General features: G+C 67.5%; 18 protein-coding genes and 2 tRNA genes. 10 read left to right on the top strand and 10 right to left on the bottom strand.

The features are described from left to right. The first annotated feature begins 111 nt into the window (after positions 1–111). The 3 genes from NGM10_RS06800 to NGM10_RS06790 all read left to right on the top strand — a co-directional run bounded on the left by NGM10_RS06800 (position 112) and on the right by NGM10_RS06790 (position 2467). Positions 112–1521, top strand: a complete 1410-nt coding sequence (locus tag NGM10_RS06800) for a dihydrolipoyl dehydrogenase family protein (RefSeq protein ID WP_253483224.1) — start codon at positions 112–114, stop codon at positions 1519–1521. 38 nt (positions 1522–1559) lie between these two features. Then, the gene (locus NGM10_RS06795; RefSeq protein ID WP_253483221.1) at positions 1560–1913 is read left to right on the top strand and encodes a hypothetical protein; all 354 of its coding nucleotides are present in this window, start codon (positions 1560–1562) and stop codon (positions 1911–1913) included. Positions 1914–1984: 71 nt separating this feature from the next. Continuing rightward, the gene (locus NGM10_RS06790) at positions 1985–2467 is read left to right on the top strand and encodes a FlaD/FlaE family flagellar protein (RefSeq protein ID WP_253483218.1); all 483 of its coding nucleotides are present in this window, start codon (positions 1985–1987) and stop codon (positions 2465–2467) included. 88 nt (positions 2468–2555) lie between these two features. On the opposite strand, the gene NGM10_RS06785 is transcribed toward NGM10_RS06790, so the two are convergent. From NGM10_RS06785 to NGM10_RS06775, 3 genes are read right to left on the bottom strand one after another with little or no spacing between them, the layout of a single operon-like run. After that, complete coding sequence (locus NGM10_RS06785) at positions 2556–4928, bottom strand: heavy metal translocating P-type ATPase (RefSeq protein WP_253483215.1); 2373 nt, start codon at positions 4926–4928, stop codon at positions 2556–2558. A 6-nt stretch (positions 4929–4934) separates the two neighbouring features. Further along, positions 4935–5738, bottom strand: a complete 804-nt coding sequence (locus tag NGM10_RS06780; RefSeq protein WP_253483212.1) for a sulfite exporter TauE/SafE family protein — start codon at positions 5736–5738, stop codon at positions 4935–4937. A 7-nt stretch (positions 5739–5745) separates the two neighbouring features. Continuing rightward, positions 5746–5991: a DUF8131 family protein gene (locus NGM10_RS06775; RefSeq protein WP_497007318.1), complete on the bottom strand. Its 246-nt coding sequence runs from the start codon at positions 5989–5991 to the stop codon at positions 5746–5748. Positions 5992–6090: 99 nt separating this feature from the next. Here NGM10_RS06775 and NGM10_RS06770 point away from each other — a divergent pair, with 99 nt between their 5' ends. From NGM10_RS06770 to NGM10_RS06750, 5 genes are read left to right on the top strand one after another with little or no spacing between them, the layout of a single operon-like run. Next, positions 6091–6327, top strand: coding sequence for a hypothetical protein (locus NGM10_RS06770; protein WP_253483207.1), 237 nt, complete (start codon positions 6091–6093; stop codon positions 6325–6327). Position 6328: 1 nt separating this feature from the next. Then, on the top strand, positions 6329–6844 hold the full coding sequence (locus NGM10_RS06765) for a cytochrome c oxidase subunit II (protein ID WP_253483204.1): 516 nt from the start codon (positions 6329–6331) through the stop codon (positions 6842–6844). A 1-nt stretch (position 6845) separates the two neighbouring features. After that, on the top strand, positions 6846–8558 hold the full coding sequence (locus tag NGM10_RS06760; protein WP_253483201.1) for a b(o/a)3-type cytochrome-c oxidase subunit 1: 1713 nt from the start codon (positions 6846–6848) through the stop codon (positions 8556–8558). Further along, positions 8555–8752, top strand: a complete 198-nt coding sequence (locus tag NGM10_RS06755; RefSeq protein ID WP_253483198.1) for a CbaC protein — start codon at positions 8555–8557, stop codon at positions 8750–8752. Before NGM10_RS06760 ends, NGM10_RS06755 begins: the two co-directional genes overlap by 4 nt. Positions 8753–8754: 2 nt before the next feature. Continuing rightward, positions 8755–9429: a DUF7546 family protein gene (locus tag NGM10_RS06750; protein ID WP_253483195.1), complete on the top strand. Its 675-nt coding sequence runs from the start codon at positions 8755–8757 to the stop codon at positions 9427–9429. A 33-nt stretch (positions 9430–9462) separates the two neighbouring features. Here the strand turns inward: NGM10_RS06750 and NGM10_RS06745 are convergent, their stop codons facing one another. The 3 genes from NGM10_RS06745 to NGM10_RS06735 form a co-directional block, all read right to left on the bottom strand. Next, entirely contained in the window at positions 9463–9696 is a 234-nt protein-coding gene (locus tag NGM10_RS06745) for a hypothetical protein (RefSeq protein WP_253483192.1), read from the bottom strand. Positions 9697–9853: 157 nt separating this feature from the next. Beyond that, positions 9854–9959: transfer RNA gene (locus NGM10_RS06740), tRNA-Ile, on the bottom strand. A 338-nt stretch (positions 9960–10297) separates the two neighbouring features. Then, positions 10298–10370: transfer RNA gene (locus tag NGM10_RS06735), tRNA-Asn, on the bottom strand. Between the two features lie 147 nt (positions 10371–10517). On the opposite strand from NGM10_RS06735, the gene cca reads away from it, so the two are divergent. Together cca and NGM10_RS06725 are read left to right on the top strand one after the other, a co-directional pair. Next, complete coding sequence (gene cca, locus NGM10_RS06730; RefSeq protein WP_253483189.1) at positions 10518–11879, top strand: CCA tRNA nucleotidyltransferase; 1362 nt, start codon at positions 10518–10520, stop codon at positions 11877–11879. A gap of 303 nt (positions 11880–12182) precedes the next feature. Next, on the top strand, positions 12183–13202 hold the full coding sequence (locus NGM10_RS06725; protein ID WP_253483186.1) for a matrixin family metalloprotease: 1020 nt from the start codon (positions 12183–12185) through the stop codon (positions 13200–13202). 183 nt (positions 13203–13385) lie between these two features. On the opposite strand, the gene NGM10_RS06720 is transcribed toward NGM10_RS06725, so the two are convergent. From NGM10_RS06720 to NGM10_RS06705, 4 genes are all read right to left on the bottom strand, one after another. Continuing rightward, positions 13386–14486 carry an aminopeptidase gene (locus tag NGM10_RS06720; RefSeq protein ID WP_253483183.1) on the bottom strand — a complete coding sequence of 367 codons (1101 nt, stop codon included), beginning with the start codon at positions 14484–14486 and terminating at the stop codon, positions 13386–13388. A gap of 197 nt (positions 14487–14683) precedes the next feature. Then, positions 14684–15058, bottom strand: a complete 375-nt coding sequence (locus NGM10_RS06715; protein ID WP_253483180.1) for a hypothetical protein — start codon at positions 15056–15058, stop codon at positions 14684–14686. A 105-nt stretch (positions 15059–15163) separates the two neighbouring features. Then, positions 15164–17845 (bottom strand): valine--tRNA ligase, encoded by a 2682-nt coding sequence (locus NGM10_RS06710; protein WP_253483178.1) that lies wholly within the window; start codon positions 17843–17845, stop codon positions 15164–15166. 250 nt (positions 17846–18095) lie between these two features. After that, positions 18096–18458 carry a hypothetical protein gene (locus tag NGM10_RS06705; RefSeq protein WP_253483175.1) on the bottom strand — a complete coding sequence of 121 codons (363 nt, stop codon included), beginning with the start codon at positions 18456–18458 and terminating at the stop codon, positions 18096–18098. Positions 18459–18674: the final 216 nt, after the last annotated feature.

Genomic DNA, 18674 nt, shown 5'->3' with positions numbered 1-18674 from the left:
CGAGCGCGAGGAGCGCGGCCGGGGTCGGCGACCGCTCGCTCCGCCCCCGTTTTCCGGCTTCGCGTGTCGCGAAGCCAACGACTAATGGGGCCGCCCCCGTTCTCTCGCGGTATGCCTACGCGCGTCGTCATCATCGGAGCCTACGGGAGCGCCGGAGTCGCGGTCGCGAAACGGTTGGCCGACGCCGAGGACGTGGAACTGGTTCTGGCCGACGACGGCGACCCCGGCGGCGGCCTCTGTATCCTCCGGGGGTGCATGCCCTCGAAGGAGGTGCTCTCTGCGGCCGAACACCGCTTTCAGGCGCGTCACGACGACCGAATCGAGGGGACGCCCGAGGTCGACCTCGAAGCCGTCGTCGAGACCAAGGACGACCACGTCGCGAACTTCGCGGCTCACCGCCGGGCCGCGGTCGACATGCTCGCCGACCGCGAAACCGTCGCGTTCCACCGCGAGACCGCGCGGTTCCTCGACGACCGCACGGTCGCGATAGGCGACCGCGAGGTCGAGGCCGACTACGTGGTCGTCGCCACCGGGTCGACCGTCGACGTCCCCGACCTGCCCGGTCTCGACGACGTGGAGTACATGACCAGCGCCGACGTACTGGATGCGACCGAGTTCCCCGACTCGGGCGTCGTGATGGGCTTTGGCTACGTCGGCCTCGAACTGGTCCCGTACCTCTCGGAGGCGGCCGGGATGGACCTCACCGTGATCGAACACGACGACTACCCGCTCGACGAGGCCGACGACGCCTTCGGCGAGACCCTGCTCGACCTCTACCGCGAGGAGTTCGGCGTCGAAGTGCTGACGAACACGTCCGAGCAATCGGTCGAGGCGACCGACGACGACGGGGTTCGCCTCCACGTCGAGGACGAGAACGGGGACGCCGATGCGGTCGAAGCCGACCAACTGTTCGCCTTCACGGGTCGTCGCCCCGCGGTCGACGGAATCGGACTGGAGAACACACCCATCGACCCCGGACCCGGGTGGGTCGAGGACACGATGCAGGCAAGCGAGAACGGCCGGGTGTTCGTGGTCGGCGACGCCAACGGCCGCGAGCCAATCCTCCACGTCGCGAAGGAGCAGGGGTTCACCGCGGCCGACAACGTCCTCGCCCACCGCGACGGCGACGACCTCCGGGAGTACGACAACGTCCACCATCACGTCGTCTTCTCGGGCGCGGGCGTCTACCCCTTCGCCCGGGTCGGCGTCTCCGAGACCGCGGCGGCCGCCGCCGACCGCGACTACGTGGCGGTCACCCGCGAGGCGAGCGACGACGGCGTGTTCGCGACCAAGGCGGTCCCCGAGGGACTCGCCAAACTCGTCGTGGACGCCGAGGACGGGACGGTGCTCGGGTATCAGGGCCTCCACTACCACGCCGACGCGATGGCAAAGACGATGCAGGTCCTCGTGGAGAAGGAGATGGACGTTCGCGAGGTCCCCGATAGGGCGTACCACCCCACGACGCCGGAGATTCTGGACGGCCTGTTCCGGGACGCGAGCGACGAACTGGACGGTGTCTAGCCGCAACCTATACCCGTCCGTCCGTTGAATCGCCGCCGATGGCGCTCATCGAAGTCAATCTCCACAAACCCGCGATAATCGAGGAACGGCCGGGGACCGGCGGGTCCACCGACCGAGCCCGAACCGCTGGAAAGCGCTCGGACTCGGACTCCGGCGGACGGGCGGTCAAGCTCGTCGGCCTGCTCGCGCTCGTGGTCGGAATCGGACTGCTCGCCGCCAGACTCCGCGGCGGGGGCGACACCGGCGTGCGAGCGGGTGCCGAGGTCGGGTCGATGGACGAGACCGACGAGTCCGAGGGCGGGTCCGGCGGCGCGGGGAAGGTCGTGGGCGCACTCGCCCTCGTGGTCGCGACCGCGAGCGTCGCGCTCGCGGTCGCGAAGCGACGCCGGTAGGCTCCTTCCGTCACGGTTCGGCACAAAAACTTAAATGTGATGTGCGAGTTAGCCGAAACTACTCGCACATCATGCCGACGAATCCCGGAGACTACGACCTGCGCGACCTGCGTTCGCTCGCCGACCCGAACCGGGAGACGCCCGACGTGTTCGAAGCCGAGGGCGAGCGACTGCCCGCGCCGCCCGACGACGTTCTGCGACACCGCCAGCGCGACGAACTGGTCCGACTCCAGAGCCAGTTCTCGGCGGTCGGCGCGCTCCCCGAGAAACCCTACCTCGACGGGCTTCCGGGCCGCTACGGCGCGGAGGTCGTGGTCTTCGAGTGGCTCGACTTCCTCATCAACAAGGCGGGGTTCGAGAACACGGGCAACGCCCTCGAATACTACGAGGAGGTGGGCTGGATAACCGATGCCACCCGTGAGGACCTCCGGGAGTACATGCGCGGGTTCTCCGAGGTCGAGAGCTTCGACCCCGACCGGCCCGGACCCGCCGACATCGACATGGACGACCACGTCATGAGTCTGGTGTACATCGCGCGACTCGCGTCGGTGTGACCCCGGGACGGACCACCGGGCTGAACGCCCGTCGCGTGGTCCGAGTTCACTGTCGCGCACGTCGCCGAGTGGCTTCGCGCCCGGCGTCTCAGTCGAGCGGTCGGGCGGAGTTCGCGACCACGAGCAGACTGCTCGCGCCCATCGCCACCGCGGCGAACAGCGGATTGAGCAGTCCGAGCGCCGCCAGCGGCACCGCGACCGCGTTGTAGAGGAACGCCCACCCGAGGTTGCGCCGAATGCGTCGGCTCGTCCCCGCCGCCACCGCGAACGCCTCGGCGACGGCGTCGAGACCGCCGTCGACGACGACCGCGTCGGCGGCGTCCCCGGCGAGGTCGGTCCCGCTGGCGAGCGCGATTCCGACGTCGGCCGCGGCGAGCGCGGGCGCGTCGTTGCTGCCGTCGCCGACCATCGCGACCGTTCCCCGCGCCTTCAGTCGCTCGACGGTTTCGGCCTTCGCCTCGGGCGGGACACCGGCGAACACCTCCGAGACCTCGGGGTTCGCCTCGAACGCCGCGGCGGCGCGCTCGTCGTCGCCCGTGAGAACGACGACCTCGCGGTCGGCCGACAGGTCGGCGACCGCACGCTCCCACTCGGGTCGGGGCGCGTCGCCGACGGCGACGACGCCCCGGACCCGGCCCGCCCAGCCGACCGCGACCGCCACCCCGCCCGACTCGCGGACGTCGGCGACCGCGGCCCGGTACTCGTCGGGAAACGCGAATCCGCGTCCCTCCAGCAGGGACGGATGGCCGACCGCCGTCCCCTCGCCCGCGACCGCGCCGGTCACGCCCCGGTCGTGGCTCTCGACCGACTCGGCCGCGAGCGCGGCGGGGTCCTCGACCGCGCTCGCGACCGCCTCCGCGACGGGGTGGGCGGAGAACCGTTCGAGCGCCGCCGCGCGCGAAAGCACCGCCTCGGGGTCGTCGGCGACGACCTCCCCGACGGTCATCTCGCCGTCGGTGAGCGTCCCGGTCTTGTCGAGGACGACCACGTCGACCTCGGGCGCGCCCTCGAATATCGCCTCGGAGGTGACGACGACCCCCCGGTCGACGGCCTCCCGGACGCCCGAGGCGACCGCGAGCGGCGTCGCCAGACCGAGCGCGCAGGGACACGACACGATGAGCACCGTCAGCCCCGCGAGCAGCGCGTCGGCGACCGTCGCCCCACCGAGGAGGTGCCAGCCGGTCGCAACGAGCGCGAGCGCGAGGACCGTCGGGACGAACAGCGTCGCCAGCCTGTCGGCGAGCCGCTGGACGCCCGACCGCGAGCTCTGGACCTCCCAGAGGAGGTCGACCAGCCTGTCGAGCGTGCTGTCGGCGTCCTCGCCGACCGCGACCACGACCGGGTCGTCGGTCACGACGGTCCCGCCGAGCACGCGGTCGCCGGGACGGCGGGTCTCGGGGACCGACTCGCCGGTGACCAGCGACTCGTCGACCGCGGCCGTCCCCTCGACCACCTCGCCGTCCACGGGGACGCGCTCGCCCGGTCGCACGAGCACGCGGTCGCCCGGCGCGAGGTCGGCGACGTGGACCGTCTCGTCGCCGTCGTCGGTCACGCGCGTCGCCTCCCGCACGCGCGCGCTGGTCAACTCAGAGAGACCGCTGGCCGCCCTGCGCTTGATCCGGTCCTCGTAGTAGTTGCCGAGCGTCACGACCAGCACGATGGCGACGGTCACGTCGAAGTAGACGTGGGTCCGGCCGACCGCGACCGCGACGCTGCTGTAGAGGTACGAACTCGCGGCCGCGAGCGACACCAGCAGGTCCATGTTGGGTTGGCCCGCCCGGAGGCTGACCACCGCCCCCCGGAGCAGCGGATAGCCCGTGTAGAACAGGACGATGGAGGTCATCAGCCAGACGTTGCCGAACAGGTAGAGGCCGTCGAAGCCCCCGAGGTCCACGAACGGCTCGTAGCCGAGGTAGCTCGGGTAGAGAAAGAGTGCGTACCACACCATCACCATCATGCCGAACATGCCGCCGCCGAGGAGGAACCGGACGACCTGCGCGTCGGCTCCGTCCTCGTCGGTTCCCGATTCGGGGTCGGTGACCGCGTAGCCGTATCGGTCGAGCGTCGCCTCGACCGCGTCGAGGTCGGCCGCCTCCTCGTGGGCGACTCGGACGACGTCGGTCGCGTAGCTCGCCTGCGCGCCGTACACGCCGTCGGCGTCGGCCGCCACCGACTCGATGAACGTCTCGCAGGTCGCACAGTGCATCCCCTCGACCGCGAGGAAGGTGTGGTCGGCGTCGTCGGGCGCGTCCTCGGCTCCGGTGTCGAGTTCGTCGGCGGCCGCCTCGGGGTCGGCGGCTTCGACATCGTCGAGGCTCCGGGCGACCTCCAGACAGCCCCGACAGCAGTACGTGCCGGGCACCGCCTCGTCGGCGACCGGCGCGTCGCCGGTCGCCAATCCACAGAGCGTACACTCCTCCGGGGAGCGCTCGGAGTCGGACGGAACGGTGGTCGCGCTCATCCGTTCTCACCTCGGGCCGTACTCGGGGGCCGGAAGCGGAAGCTCGATTTGCGGAACGCCGATGCCGAACAGATTCAGACCGTGGGCCACCAGCGTGTACCCCAGCACGACGAACACGACGCCGAGTACTCGGTGGACCCGCTGGCTCGCCGACAGCGAGCCGAACACGGTCCCGTACACGAGCAGTGTCGGGAACGTCCCGAGGCCGACCAGCGCGAGCAGGAACGCCGCCCGGACCGGGTCGCCGAGCGCGAACGCGTAGGCGTACGCGGGGTACGTGATGGGACAGGGCAACAGCGCGTGGACGACGCCCAGCCCCGCGATTCGGGCGTCGCCGACGAATTCGTCCACTCGGGCGGTCAGGACGCGGCTGACCCGGCCGAACAGTCCGTCCAGCGGTCCGAACGAGGGATGTGCCACCGACCCGCGGGCATAGGAGAGCCCCATCGCGGCGATGAATCCGCCGGTGAGCAGGGCGGTCACCGCCTGCACGCTCGTGCCGACCGCCAGAAGCCGGTCGGTCGCACCGACCGCGGCCGCCCCGACCGCCGCGAGTACCGCCCCGACCGCGGCGTAGCCCGCGGTCCGACCGAGGTTGAAGACGACGTGCTGGCGGACCTGCCGGACCGTCAGCGTTGCCTCTCCCGACCCCTCCTGAGCCCGGAGTCGGTCGGCGTAGACGCTCACCAGCGGACCGCACATCCCCAGACAGTGCGCGCCGCCGAGTATCCCGACTACGAGGAACACCGCGGCGTCGAGGTTCCCGCCCGCGGGGACCGCCCCGGTTCCGTGAAGTGGAACGACCGTCATCGCGGTCTCAGACGGTCGACTCCTCGGTCTCGTGCGCTCCCCCGTCCTCGGCCTCGGTAGGCGATACCAGCAGGTAGAGACTCCCCACGATGATCAACACGTTCACCGAGGTCACCACCCCGGCGACGAGGTCGCGACCGAATGCGAACAGAACGACGGGGACGAGCGCGAGCAGTGCGATCACACTTAACGTTCGAGGCGAGCGATTCGACAACGTATGCTTGAGTCGCGACCGACTCTCAGTTCCGGCCATACAGGCCGTTGGGACCGATACAAGTCGCCCTTTTCCCCGATTTTCACGAACTGAGAATCGCGTCCCGTCATTTTATAAAGGGGGTTCATACCATCGCCTATGTCGACGGACACGGAACTGAAACGCCCTGATGACGGGCGCGAACCGGACGGTCGGCCGCCCGGATACGTCGTGGGGTCGGCCCCCGACAGCATCGAGCGGGAAATCGGCCACGACGAGTTCGACCCGGTCGGAACGCTGACGTTGATACTCGCATACTTCGCCATCTTGGTCGTGATGTGGGTATTCATGTACTTCGTCGAGTTCCTCGGTCGGGGAATTACGGTGGTGGGATAACATGGAGATACACGCATACGAGAAACTCTGGCTCGGCGCGGCGCTCCTGCTCATCGTCGGGTTCATCGCGACCGTCTCCTACGGGGCAGTCGGGGCGGGCGTCGAGATGATAGACGACGAGGGCGACACCGTCGACCCCGACTCGCTCGACGACCATCCCAAGTTCAGCGACCCGGGCGTCTACGAGTCGGGTGACGGCGAGTACGACGTCTACGTCATCGCCGAGCAGTTCCGATTCGCCCCCGGCACGAACGAACCCATCGAGGTGCCCGCCAACAGCACGCTGACGTTCCACGTCACCTCCGCCGACGTGATCCACGGCTTCGAGGTGGTCGGCACCAACGCGAACACGATGGCGGTTCCGGGACAGGTGGCGACGTTCACCGTCGAGGTCGATGGCCCCCGCGAGTACGGCCTGCTGTGTAACGAGTACTGCGGGTCGGCCCATCACGCGATGGAAGGGACGGTGAAGGTCGTGCCCGAGGACGAGTTCGACGGCCCGAAGGGGGACGACTGAGATGGCGACTTACGTCGACCACTACCCGAAAGAGGCCGGAGTCGTGAAGGCCACCCTGGCGGTCGCGTTCACCGCGCTCGGCATCGGCGCGTTCTTCGGGGTCCTCCAGGCGCTCCACCGGACGGGGTACGTCCGGGTCATCAGCTCGACCGATTACTACACCGTCCTGACGGGCCACGGCGTCCTCCTCGCGCTCGTGTTCACCATCTTCTTCCTGCTCGGCCTGTTCACCTGGGCGGTCACTCGGAGTTTGGAACGACCGTTGCCCGACATCCGCCTGACGTGGGCGTGGTTCGGCCTGACCACGGTCGGGGCGACGGCCGCGGCGGTCGCCATCCTCGCCGGACTGATTCCGGGCATCGACATGAGCGCCGACGTGCTCTACACGTTCTACGCGCCTCTGCAGGCCCATCCGCTGTTCTACGCCGGACTCGCGATGTTCATCGTCGGGACGTGGATAGCGGGCGCAGACTGGTTCCTCGCGTATCGCGAGTGGCGACGCGACAACCCCGACGAGCGCATCCCGCTCCAGACGTTCATGGTCCTGACGACCATGCTGATGTGGTACATCTCGACGCTCGGGGTCGCCGTCTCGGTCGTCTTCTTCCTCCTGCCGTGGTCGTTCGGCATCGTCGAGACGGTCAACCCCCTGCTCACCCGGACGCTGTTCTGGTTCTTCGGCCACCCGGTCGTCTACTTCTGGCTGATGCCCGCGTACCTGATGTGGTACACCATCCTCCCGAAGCTCGCGGGCGGCCGCCTGTTCAGCGACCCGCTCGCTCGCGTGGTGTTCGTCCTGTTCCTCCTGCTGTCGACGCCGGTCGGCATCCACCACCAGTACCTCGACCCCGGCATCGCGGAGGGCTTCAAGTTCATCGCCATGACGAACACGATGTTCCTCCTGCTCCCGAGCCTGCTGACCGCGTTCACCGTGGTCGCCAGCATGGAACACGGCGCGCGCCAGCGCGGCGGCGAGGGCTATCTCGGGTGGCTCGGTGCGCTCCCGTGGCGCGACCCGGCGTTCACCGGGATGGCGCTCGCGGGGCTGATGTTCGCTGCGGGCGGGTTCTCCGGCATGATCAACGCCGGGATGAACATCAACTACCTCATCCACAACACGCTGTGGGTGCCCGGCCACTTCCACCTGACCGTCGGCACCGCGGTGGCGCTGACGATGATGGCTGGCTCCTACTGGCTGGTCCCACAGCTCACCGGCCGGAGGCTCTACAGTCGGCCCATCGGGCTGTTCCAGGTGGTCCTCTGGTTCGTCGGCATGGTGTTCATGTCGAACGCGATGCACCGCGCGGGGCTCGAAGGCGTCCCCCGGCGGACCGCCGAACCCCAGTACCAGAGCTTCGATTTCACCGCGGCGTTCGGCACCATCGGCGAACTCCAAGCCCAGATCGCGCTCGGCGGGGTCCTGCTGTTCGTCTCGGTCGTGCTGTTCCTGTTCAACATCCTGCTGTCGGCGATAGAGGACCCCATCGAGACGCCGGTCGACGACAGCCTGCCCGCTCCCCTCTCGGGGCCCGACGGGAGTCCGGCCGTCCTCGACGACCTCCGGCTCTGGACCGGTATCGCCGTCGTGCTGGTGATACTCGCGTACACCCTCCCGCTGGGGAGCATCATCGCTGACTCCGGCCTGTTCGGGAACAGCGGCGCGTTCCCGGTGATGCTCGACGCGCTCGACGCGCTCGTGGGGGTGGTCCGATGAGGCTCACCAAGGCTGGCGTGCTCATCCTCGTCGCGTTCAGCGTCCCGGTCGCCATCGAGCTCCGGACGCTGTTCGCGCTGTTCGGCATCGACCTGCCGCTCGCGGCGGCCGGGGTGTTCGAGGTGGTGTTACTGGTCGCCATCCTCTCGGCGTACGTGCTCGGCGAGCGACGGGCGGCCGCGACCGGAGGCTGACCGTGTTCGGGACCCCTAGCGTTACACGCGACGGGGCGGTCGCCTCGCCGTCCCGGCTGGCGCGGGTCGCCCGCGCGCTCGTCGTGCTCACGGTCGCGGAGGCGCTCGCGGTCCTCGGATACGTCGCGGTCACGGAGGGCGACGTCCTCTCGCTCCGCTACCTCGCGTATCCGTTCGTCTGGACGAACGCCGCGGTGCTCGCGGTCGCGTACGCCCCGATTTCGCGGCCGACCGACCGGTGGACGGGCGGAGCGCTCGCGGTCTCGGTCGTGTACTTCCTCGTCCTCTGCTGGGCAGGTGGCCTCCTCGCCGTCACCGGCGAGTCGGGTCTCGGGACCGCGAGCGTCCTCCCGGCGGTTCCCGGGTGGGGGCCGATACTCGCGGTCACCGGCGGCGCGGTTCACGCGACGCTCGTCCCGTTCAAGGTGATCGGCTACGCCGGACTCGCGGCGCTCGTGTACGCCGCGCTCGCGCGGAGCAGTCGGGGAGTCCTCTCGGGCGCGCTGGGGCTCGTGACCTGCGTGAGCTGTACCGGTTCGGTACTCGCCACCCTCCTGGCCGGGACCGTCGGCGGCTCGTCGGTGGCCGTCTCGGAAGTGATGGCGCGGTCCTACGACCTCTCGACCCCGGTGTTCCTGATTACGGTCGCGGCGCTGTGGGTCGCGCTACACCGGTGACAGGTCCCACGGACGGAATTTCGGAGAAAATACTCAGGCGCTCCGGCGCTGCGCCCGCCGACGGTAGTCGAAGAACTTCGAGGCGACCAGCACGAAGACGACGAGCGAACTCCCCGAGAGTAGCATGACGGTCGCTCCCAGCGACAGCGAGGGGAGTCCGACCGTACTGGCGACGACCGCGTACCCGGCGACGCCCGTCAGCGCGAGACCGAGTACGACGAACACTCCGAGCGCGACCTTCAGCGGGTCGATACGTTGGTCTATCATGGCTCGGCTGGAACTACGACCGATATCACTATCAAACGGGAATCCGATTCCCACGTTCTGAAAATCGACGGCAGGGCCCGGACCCTCGTTCGGTACGTCTGCCAGCGCGAACCGCGAGCGCCGCTGGGCGGCGCTCGCGGTTCGCGTCGGCAGAAAGTGGGCCCGCTCGGATTCGAACCAAGGAATCGCCCGGTGTCCCATGACGCCGGAAATTCCGGTCGCCAATATGAGCCGGGTGCTTTACCAGACTTAGCTACGGGCCCTCAGGTTCATCTGAGGGGTCGATTCTTTAAATCACTTGGGTTTGGCTCTACGGCCAACTATCGACCGTCTCGGACCTTCTCGGCTCGTCTCTCCCCGTGAATGTAACGCTTCGAGCCTGTCGAGTACGGTTTTCCTGTGCGTCGGCTCCTCGCTTCGCTCGTCGCGATGACACACAGGAAAACGCCGTCGCCAGGACTCGAACACGCCCAGACGGTCCGGGATGCTCACTTCGTTGCGCTTCCGGGCCTGCGACTGGTCTGCCCGAGTCTGCCGAGGTTGCGCTTTCACGGCTCACGGACGACTCGCTACGCTCGTCGTCGTTGTTCGCCGAGAGAAGCGCCGTCGCCAGGACTCGAACCTGGGACCACCACGTTAACAGCGTGGCGCTCTACCAGCTGAGCTACGACGGCTTCCGAACGCATTCGTTGGTATGCGCGAGTCCTTTGATAGGGCTTTCGTTTTCGCCCGCAGGAGGTGGGATGGAGTCCCGCGGTGCGACCGGCGTCCCGCGGCACGAGACGATACGTTTTCGGCGGCGCGGCCGCAATCGAACACCGATGACCGACGAGGCGGACTTCGAGGCGGTGGTCGCGGCGGTCGGCGAGCGAATCGACCCCGGCGACCGAGAGCGCGAGCGGATGCGCGAGGCCGTCGACGCGCTCGTCGAGCGCGTCGACGACGCGCTCGACGACCTCCCGGTCGAGGCCGACGCGATGCAGGTCGGGTCCACCGCCCGCGGGACGTGGATCAGCGGCGACCGCGACATCGACCTCTTCGTCCGATTTTCGGCGGATTTGGACCGCGAGCAACTGGAGCGCTACGGCCTCGAAGTCGGCCACGCCGTCCTCCCGGAGGGCCGCGAGGAGTACGCCGAACACCCCTACGTCACCGGCGAGTACGACGGCTTCGACGTGGACCTCGTGCCGTGCTACCGGCTCGACGCGGCGACCGACATCCGGTCGGCGGTCGACCGCACCCCGTTCCACAACGACTACCTGCAGGCGCGACTCGACGCCGACCTCGCCGGGGAGGTCCGGCTGTTCAAGCAGTTCCTCAAGGGCATCGGCGCGTACGGGAGCGACCTCCGGACGCGCGGGTTCTCGGGCTACCTCACCGAACTCCTCGTCCTCGAACACGGCGGCTTCCGCGAGACCGTCGAGGCCGCCGCCGACTGGCACCCGCCGGTCCGGTTCGACCCCGAGGACCACGGCCGGGAGACCTTCGAGGACCCCCTCGTCGTGATCGACCCCACCGACCCCGAGCGCAACGTCGCGGCGGTCTGCTCGGCCGACAACGTCGCCCGGTTGCAGCACCACGCCCGCGACCTGCTCGCCGACCCGCGCGAGGGCCGCTTCTTCCCGGAGCCGACCAACCCCCTCTCGCCCGAGGGGGTCTGTGACCACGTCCGACGCCGGGAGACCACGCCGGTCGCGGTGCGCTTCGACGCCCCCGACGTGGTCGAAGACCAGCTCTACCCCCAGCTCCGGAAGTCCCTCTCGGGGGTCCGGGACGGACTCGACCGCCGGGGGTTCGACGTGCTACGCGCGACCGCGTTCGCAGACGTTTCGGCGGTGCTGTTCGCGGAACTCGAAGTCCCCGACCGCCCCGCGGTCGAGCGACACGAGGGGCCGCCGGTCCACGTCCGCGACCACGCCGAGGGGTTCTTCCGGAAGTACGAGGACGACCCCGACGTGTACGGCCCGTTCGTCGACGGCGACCGGTACGCGGTCGAGCGCGACCGCGAGTTCGCGAGCGCCCCCGAGTTCCTGCGCAGCGACGCCCTCTTCGACGTGGCGCTGGGCGTCCACGTCGAGTCGGCGCTCGGAGACGGCTACGACGTGCTCGTCGGCGAGGAGGTCGCCGAACTCGCCGACGAGTTCGGCGTCGAACTCGCGCGCTACTTCGACCCGCGGCCGTGACGCCGCCACTGCTTCGTCGAGTCCCTCGGTCTTCGACACCTCCTTCAGGGTCGAACTAGACGGTATAGGCGCTCGAACACGACGGTTAGCGCCGCTTTTCGGTCCTCCTGCGGAACGGATTCCCGCGGTCGAGACCGAGACGCCGGACGCCGCGGTCGCTCCACCGACGGCGTCGCCCGCCCGATTCGGCCGTGTTAGGCGGGGTCAACGCCCCGGACGCCCCGGGCTCCCTCGCTCGACACGGAGGGCCTTTTTCAAATAAGCGCCAAACATTGATGGGCGATACCGTCGTCGTGGGTCCTGATGTGGCGTCCACTGCTCGCGGTGGCCCTCCTCGTCCTCTCGGGTTGCGCGGCCGCCCCGGGCGTCGGCGACACGACCGCCGACTCGTCTGCCGACCGCCGGGCGATGACCACCGACCAGGGCGACGACCGGCCGAACCCGTGGGGCGAGTCGAACCTCACCGTCGCCATCAACGACACCGCGAACGACTCGCGGGACTTCCGGCCGCACGTCCGGTCTGCCCTCGACTTCTGGTCGAACGCGAGCGAGCGCTACGCCGGGTTCGAGGTCGAGTACGAACTCGAACCCAACGCCTCCGAGCCCGACCTCGTGGTCCGGGTCGTCGATAGCATCGACTCGTGCGCGAACGTCACCGACCCCGCGGGGTGCGCGCCCTTCCTCACCGACGCCGCCCACGTCTCCCGGCCGGTGACGCTGGAGGTCGCGGCGTCGTACTCCAACGAGTCCACGCGGCTCATCCTGAAACACGAACTCGGCCACACCCTCGGCCTGAATCACTCCTCGGAGCCCCAAGACGTGATGGCCCCGACTTCCGACCTGACGGCCCTCCCGAAGACGAACGCCACTGAGCGTCGCTTCCCGTGGAACGACTCGAACTTCTCGGTGTACCTCGATGATGGGAACGCTTCGGACGCCGACGCGGCCCGCGAGCAGGTCGGAAACGCCTTCGACTACTACGCCGACGGCGCGAACGACACCGTCCCGGCGAACGTCTCCTACGAGTTCACGGACAACCGCACCGAGGCCGACGTGGTCGTCGCGTTCGCCGACGAACTCCCCTGCAGGGACGGCGGAACCGGGTCGTGCGGGCGCGTGCAGGGCGTCGACGCCGACGGAGACGGGGCGCTCGAACGCTACGACGAACTCCGGATTTCGCTGGCCGACGTGGACGACGACGCCATCGGGTGGCACGTCGGCTACTGGTTCGGCTACGGCTTCGGCTTCGAGGACGAGTCGGAGTGGCCCGCGCCGTTCCGGGACGCCGACTACGAGGACCGCCGCAGCGACTGGTGGGACTGAAAGGGGCCGAACGCCGCAATTCACTTCTCGAACCCCTCTTCCCGGAATCGCCCGTTCCGCTGAATCACCTGCGCCCACCTTTTGTCTCGTTCGCGTCGGAAGACGCTCCGCGTCTTCCGGGTCTTGCTTCGCTACGCTCAGCAAGACCTTGCTCACTCGCAAAAGCTGGACCAAAAGGTGGAATTACTCCTGTTCGAAGCCGTCCTCCCACCGGAATCGCCCGTTCCGCTGAATCACCTCGCCGTCGACCTCCATCCGGGAGTCCTCGCTCACGTCGGTTATCATGTCGACGTGGACCGCGCTCTGATTGCCATCCTCGCCCTCGGGGAGACAGGAGCCGTAGGCCCGGCCGACCGCGAGGTGGACGGTGTCGCCCATCTTCTCGTCGAAGAGGATGCTGTCGGTGAACCGGTCGATGCCGCGGTTCATCCCGATGCCGAGTTCGCCGAGTCGGCGCGCGCCCTCGTCGGTCGTCAGGATGTCTTCGAGCGCCGCCTCGCCGACCTCCGCCGACCAGTCGACGACCTCGCCGTCCTCGAAGGTCAGGTGAACGTCTCGGATGCGCGCGCCGTCGTGGGTCATCGGCACGTCGAAGTAGACCTCTCCCTCCGGGTCCTCGGGGGCGGTGAACACCTCGCCGGAGGGGAGGTTGTGCGAGTCGTAGGCGACCGAGGCGGCGCTGTTGACCGCGGTCCTGTTCTCGATGGACATCGTGAGGTCGGTGTCCTCCTTGACGAGTCGTACCTCGCTGCCCTCGTCCAGAATCTCCTTCATGTTCGCCATCTCGTCGGCGAGCGATTCCCAGTCGCGGAGGACGGCGTCGTAGACGAAGTCCCGGTACTCGCCGATGCCCATGCCCGCCTGCTGGGCGTGGGCGCGGGTCGGGTGGATGGTCGAGACCCAGTCGGTGTCCATCCGGCGGGCCTTTATCTCGGTCCGGGACTGCTTGTACGCCGCGCGCTTCTCGCCCGGCGCGGCCGCCTTCTCGGCGGCGTTCGACTTCCCGCGGAGCGACAGCACCGAATCGGCGCGTTCGAGCATCGCGGTCTCGAAGTCGGGGTCCTGGTCGAAGTCGCCGTCGTGGCTCCGCACGAACGCCGACTCGACCTCGTCGGAGACGTAGGTCGCGAGGTAGTTCGCGCCGCGCTCGCCCAGTTTCTCGGCCACCGCGACCGCGAGGTCGTGCGCGCCGTCGTCGACCCGCACCACCACGTCGTCGCCCGCCTCGATTCGCGCGCTCCAGTCGACCAACACCTCGGCGTGGTCGTGGATTCGCTGGTCCATACCCGAGGGTCGCAATCGAGGGTCAAAACGCCGACGGTTCGGGCGTCGGTTCGTATCAGCAGTGCGGGATCGAGTTCCGGTCTTCAGAAGTGCGAATCGTTCCCATTACCCGAAACACGGCGACTTTCAGAGAGGGTGACTGCGGGGTTGGTCGGAGACTTCTCGACCATCTTCGATTGAAGCTTTCGTGAGCGAACTCAGGACAGTGCATCCCTGAGTGGTTCGTGATCCATACTCTCAGGGGTATCTTCAGCACGACCAACGAGAGCCAACATCTTCAGCGGTCCTCTACCGACGTAGACCTCACCGCGTCGTTCTCGGTGACCGGAGTTCCGGTGGGTCTCTTTGCTCTCGTCGGGTGGGTGCCAGTGGGTGTTCGGATGCTTCTCGTCGGGGAAATCGAGAGTGTATTGGCCGCCTCCGGGTCCGGAAACTCTTACCTCGACGCCGTCCATCGTCTCGATAATCGCATCTACGGTCGAGATATTCGTATCTCGTTCTTCCGCGGTTGCAGTCCAGAAGATAGTATCGCCGACCTCCAACTGCTCCATCACGGAGTACAAATCTGTCATTGTGCGTTAGGATACGAGCGCGAGGTGTTATTAATGTGTGTTACCCTGAGGTCAATATATCCGGCTGTTGGAGGCGGAAAAACAGCGCGGAAAGAGCCGGAGCCGCTAGGGGAACACGAGGACGGTCGCCCGCTCGGTCTCCAGCACCTCGACCTCCTCGCCGCTCTCGGCGCGATACTCCTCCTCGATTTCGATGGCGTCGCCGTCGATGGTCTCCGCTTCGCCGTCGACTTCGACCGTGACCTCTCCCTCTATCTCCTTGTCGTTCTTGAGGGTGGTGAGGTCGGCCGACTCCAGCGCCGCGACGACCTGCCCGGCCTTCTCGCGGAACTGCGGGCCGATGACGCTGTGGTCGGGGTCGACCCCGACCGGGACCAGTTCGACGTTCGGCGACCCGGATTCGAGGTAGACCGGCGCGTTGACCGCCTCGCTCAGGTCGTAGGTGTCGTAGCCCCGGCCCGCCTCGGAGTAGACCTCGATGCGGTCGAGATCGGCGTTGAGCGCCATCCCCTCGTCGGACTTCCACGCCCGGACCGCGCTCGCGACCTCCGCGATGAGGTCGCCGGTCTCCTCGGCGTCCTCGTCGTCGATGCCGAAGTCGGCGGCGGGCCACGACGCGGCGTGGACGCTCCCCTCCGTGCCGGGCAGGTGGTGGTAGACCTCCTCGGCGAAGTGGGGCGAGAACGGCGCGAGCATCCGGATGCTCGCCGAGACCGCGGTGTAGAGCGCGTGGCGCGCGGCGTCGCGCTCGCCGGGTCGGCCCTCGTAGAGGCGGCCCTTCACGAGTTCGAGGTAGTCGTCGGCGAGGTCCTCCCAGACGAACTCCCGGAGCCTGCGGAGGGCGGCGTCGAAGCGGTACTCGCGCATGTCGGCCTCGACCTCCTCGACGGTACGCGAGAGCTTCGTCAGTATCCACTTGTCGGTGTCCCGATAGGCGGGAGCCGACACCTCCGGGGTGTCCTCGTCGAGGTGTTCCGACGAGAACTGGAAGATGTTCCAGCACTTGGTGAGGAACCGCGAGGCCGATTTGACCTCCTTCCACTGGAACTGGATGTCGCTGCCGGGCTGGCCGCCGAGCGCGAGCGCCTGGCGGACCGCGTCGGCGCTGTACTCCTCTATGGCCTCGTTCGGCCCGACCGCGTTCCCGCGGGACTTGCTCATCTTGTGGCCGTCGTCGCCGAACACCATGCCGTTGACCAGCGACTCCTCCCACGGAATCTCGTCTTCGAGCGCCGTGACCCGCAACAGGGTGTAGAACGCCCACGTCCGGATGATGTCGTGGCCCTGCTCGCGCAGCGTCGTCGGGGTGAACTCCTCGTCGGGCCAGCCCTGAACGTGCATCGGCGAGATGGAGGAGTCCATCCACGTATCCATCACGTCGGTCTCGCCCTCCCAGTGCGTCGCTTCGGCGGTTTCACCGCCTTCGCCTCGCGGCGTCTCCGACGCCGCGCCTGCCCCGCATTCCGGACAGGAACCGACCGCTGGGTCGGTCTCGGTGGGTTCGACCGGCAGTTCCTCGACGTCGGCGACGTGGGCGTGGCCGCACTCCCCGCAGAACCACGCGGGGATGGGCGTCGCGAACACGCGCTGGCGCGAGATGACCCAGTCCCACTCCATCCCCTCGGTCCAGTCTTCGAGGCGGTCGTACATGTGGTCGGGAATCCACTCGACCTGCTGGGCCTTCTCCAGAATCTCGTCCTGGCGGACCTCCACGAACCACTGCTCCTTGCTGAGGATCTCGATGGGCGTGTCACACCGCCAGCACGCGCCGACCGACTGCTCGGTCGGCTCGGTGTCGTTGAGATACCCCTCCTCGTCGAGGTCCTCGGCGATGACGCCCTTGGCCTCCTCGATGGTCAGGCCCTCGTACTCGCCAGCGAGCGACCCGAGGTGGCCGTCCTCGGTGAACACCGGCCGGAGGTCGAGGTCGTGTTCGGCCCACCACGTCACGTCCTGCTTGTCGCCGAAGGTGCAGATCATCACCGCGCCGGTCCCGAAGTCGCCGTCCACGTCGTCGTCGGCGACGAGCTCGACCTCCTGACCGAACAGCGGGACCTCGAAGGCCTCGCCGACGCGGTCGGCGTAGCGCTCGTCGTCGGGGTCGACCGCCATCCCGACGCAGGCCGCCAGCAGTTCGGGGCGGGTGGTGGCGATCTCGATGTCGTCGTTGTCCACGCCCTCGAAGGTGATGTAGTGGAGCGTCCCCTCGCGGTCGATGTTCTCGACCTCGGCGTCGGCGATGGCGGTCTCACACCGGGGACACCAGTTGACTGGGTGTTCGTCGCGGTAGACGTAACTTTCCTCCTCACCGCCCTCGGCCATCTCGACGAACGACCGCTGGGTTTTGCCCCAGTACTCGCGGTCCATGGTTCGGTACTCGGCGGTCCAGTCCTGGGAGAACCCCATCGACTGCATCGTCTCCTTCATGCCGTCGATGCGCCGCTCGGAGAGTTCGATACAGAGGTCCCGGAACTCCTCGCGGGGCACGTCGGTCCGGTGGATGCCCTGCTCCTCCTCGACCTTGACCTCGGTCGGCAGGCCGTGGCAGTCCCAGCCCTGCGGGAACAGCACGTCGTCGCCCAGCAGGCGGTGGAACCGCGCCGCGAAGTCCATGTAGCTCCAGCCCAGCGCGTGGCCGAGGTGGAGGTGGCCGGTCGGGTACGGCGGCGGGGTGTCGATGACGTAGTCGGGTTCGCCCTCGTGGTGGTACACGTCGGACTCGCGCCACTCCTCTTGCCACTTCGGTTCGACTGTCTCGGGGTCGTAGCTGTCTGGAACGTCCGTCATGATGGATGTGTAGCTGACTCTATCGGTGGAAGGGTCGTCCAGCGAGAAAGACGCGCCGCTGTGCTAGACAGTTCGACGTACTACCGACGCGGTCAGCCTCATACGACAACGGAATCGCGCGGGACTGATAAAGGTTCTCGTTACGAGGACGAACGACGAGCAGTGTCGACGAGTCATCCGACAATAGCTCGTACCGAAAGTTGCTGTGAGGGAGACCGAACTTGTTCTCCGACTTCTGTCACCGTGGAGGTCAACAGGCGTACCACGAGTCGATCGAACCGTCCGACTGAAGCGTGATTCCGATGTCCTCACCATCACAGTCGAGGTCCACGTCAGGTCTGTAGTCCCACGTAGCGGAGGCACCCTCGGGAGTGAACGCGGCCACCGTTTCCGGAGTCGTTTCGATACCGGCAGACGAATCCAGATGCCCCGGTTCGAGTTCATACACTCGACTAAACAGCATCGACCCGTCGTCGTCTTCCACCCGGACTCCTATCTCTGCACGTTCGTCCGTTCTATTTTCGACCATGATTTCGATTGTATCACCTTCTCCTTCTGCCCCATCGGATACGAGGAGGTCACCGCACCCGGATATGAGGGTGGTTGCTATCACACCGGTGGCCGCAAGTAATTCTCGTCGACAACCGTCTGTGGGAAGTAGAGTTAGTGATGGGGGCATATCGTCTACCGGTTTTTAGTCCCGATGTTAAATAGTTCACTGCCACTCCTGTTTTAGTCGACATGGATTTGAACAGGAGGACTTGATCCCATCGAAAATGGGAGAGAACAAGATATGCAACACATATAAGAAAAACAGGGATATGAACCA

Origin of the sequence: Halorussus salilacus (assembly GCF_024138125.1) — an archaeon.
GTDB lineage: Archaea > Halobacteriota > Halobacteria > Halobacteriales > Haladaptataceae > Halorussus > Halorussus salilacus.
The sequence above is the reverse complement of the archived record's forward strand: the minus strand, read 5'-3'. Positions and strand labels throughout refer to the sequence as shown.

Coding starts and splice junctions, on each gene's coding strand:
- NGM10_RS06800 (WP_253483224.1), top strand. CDS start 112: ATGCCTACGCGCGTCGTCATCATCGGAGCCTACGGGAGCGCCGGAGTC.
- NGM10_RS06795 (WP_253483221.1), top strand. CDS start 1,560: ATGGCGCTCATCGAAGTCAATCTCCACAAACCCGCGATAATCGAGGAA.
- NGM10_RS06790 (WP_253483218.1), top strand. CDS start 1,985: ATGCCGACGAATCCCGGAGACTACGACCTGCGCGACCTGCGTTCGCTC.
- NGM10_RS06785 (WP_253483215.1), bottom strand. CDS start 4,928: ATGAGCGCGACCACCGTTCCGTCCGACTCCGAGCGCTCCCCGGAGGAG.
- NGM10_RS06780 (WP_253483212.1), bottom strand. CDS start 5,738: ATGACGGTCGTTCCACTTCACGGAACCGGGGCGGTCCCCGCGGGCGGG.
- NGM10_RS06775 (WP_497007318.1), bottom strand. CDS start 5,991: ATGGCCGGAACTGAGAGTCGGTCGCGACTCAAGCATACGTTGTCGAAT.
- NGM10_RS06770 (WP_253483207.1), top strand. CDS start 6,091: ATGTCGACGGACACGGAACTGAAACGCCCTGATGACGGGCGCGAACCG.
- NGM10_RS06765 (WP_253483204.1), top strand. CDS start 6,329: ATGGAGATACACGCATACGAGAAACTCTGGCTCGGCGCGGCGCTCCTG.
- NGM10_RS06760 (WP_253483201.1), top strand. CDS start 6,846: ATGGCGACTTACGTCGACCACTACCCGAAAGAGGCCGGAGTCGTGAAG.
- NGM10_RS06755 (WP_253483198.1), top strand. CDS start 8,555: ATGAGGCTCACCAAGGCTGGCGTGCTCATCCTCGTCGCGTTCAGCGTC.
- NGM10_RS06745 (WP_253483192.1), bottom strand. CDS start 9,696: ATGATAGACCAACGTATCGACCCGCTGAAGGTCGCGCTCGGAGTGTTC.
- cca (WP_253483189.1), top strand. CDS start 10,518: ATGACCGACGAGGCGGACTTCGAGGCGGTGGTCGCGGCGGTCGGCGAG.
- NGM10_RS06725 (WP_253483186.1), top strand. CDS start 12,183: ATGTGGCGTCCACTGCTCGCGGTGGCCCTCCTCGTCCTCTCGGGTTGC.
- NGM10_RS06720 (WP_253483183.1), bottom strand. CDS start 14,486: ATGGACCAGCGAATCCACGACCACGCCGAGGTGTTGGTCGACTGGAGC.
- NGM10_RS06715 (WP_253483180.1), bottom strand. CDS start 15,058: ATGACAGATTTGTACTCCGTGATGGAGCAGTTGGAGGTCGGCGATACT.
- NGM10_RS06710 (WP_253483178.1), bottom strand. CDS start 17,845: ATGACGGACGTTCCAGACAGCTACGACCCCGAGACAGTCGAACCGAAG.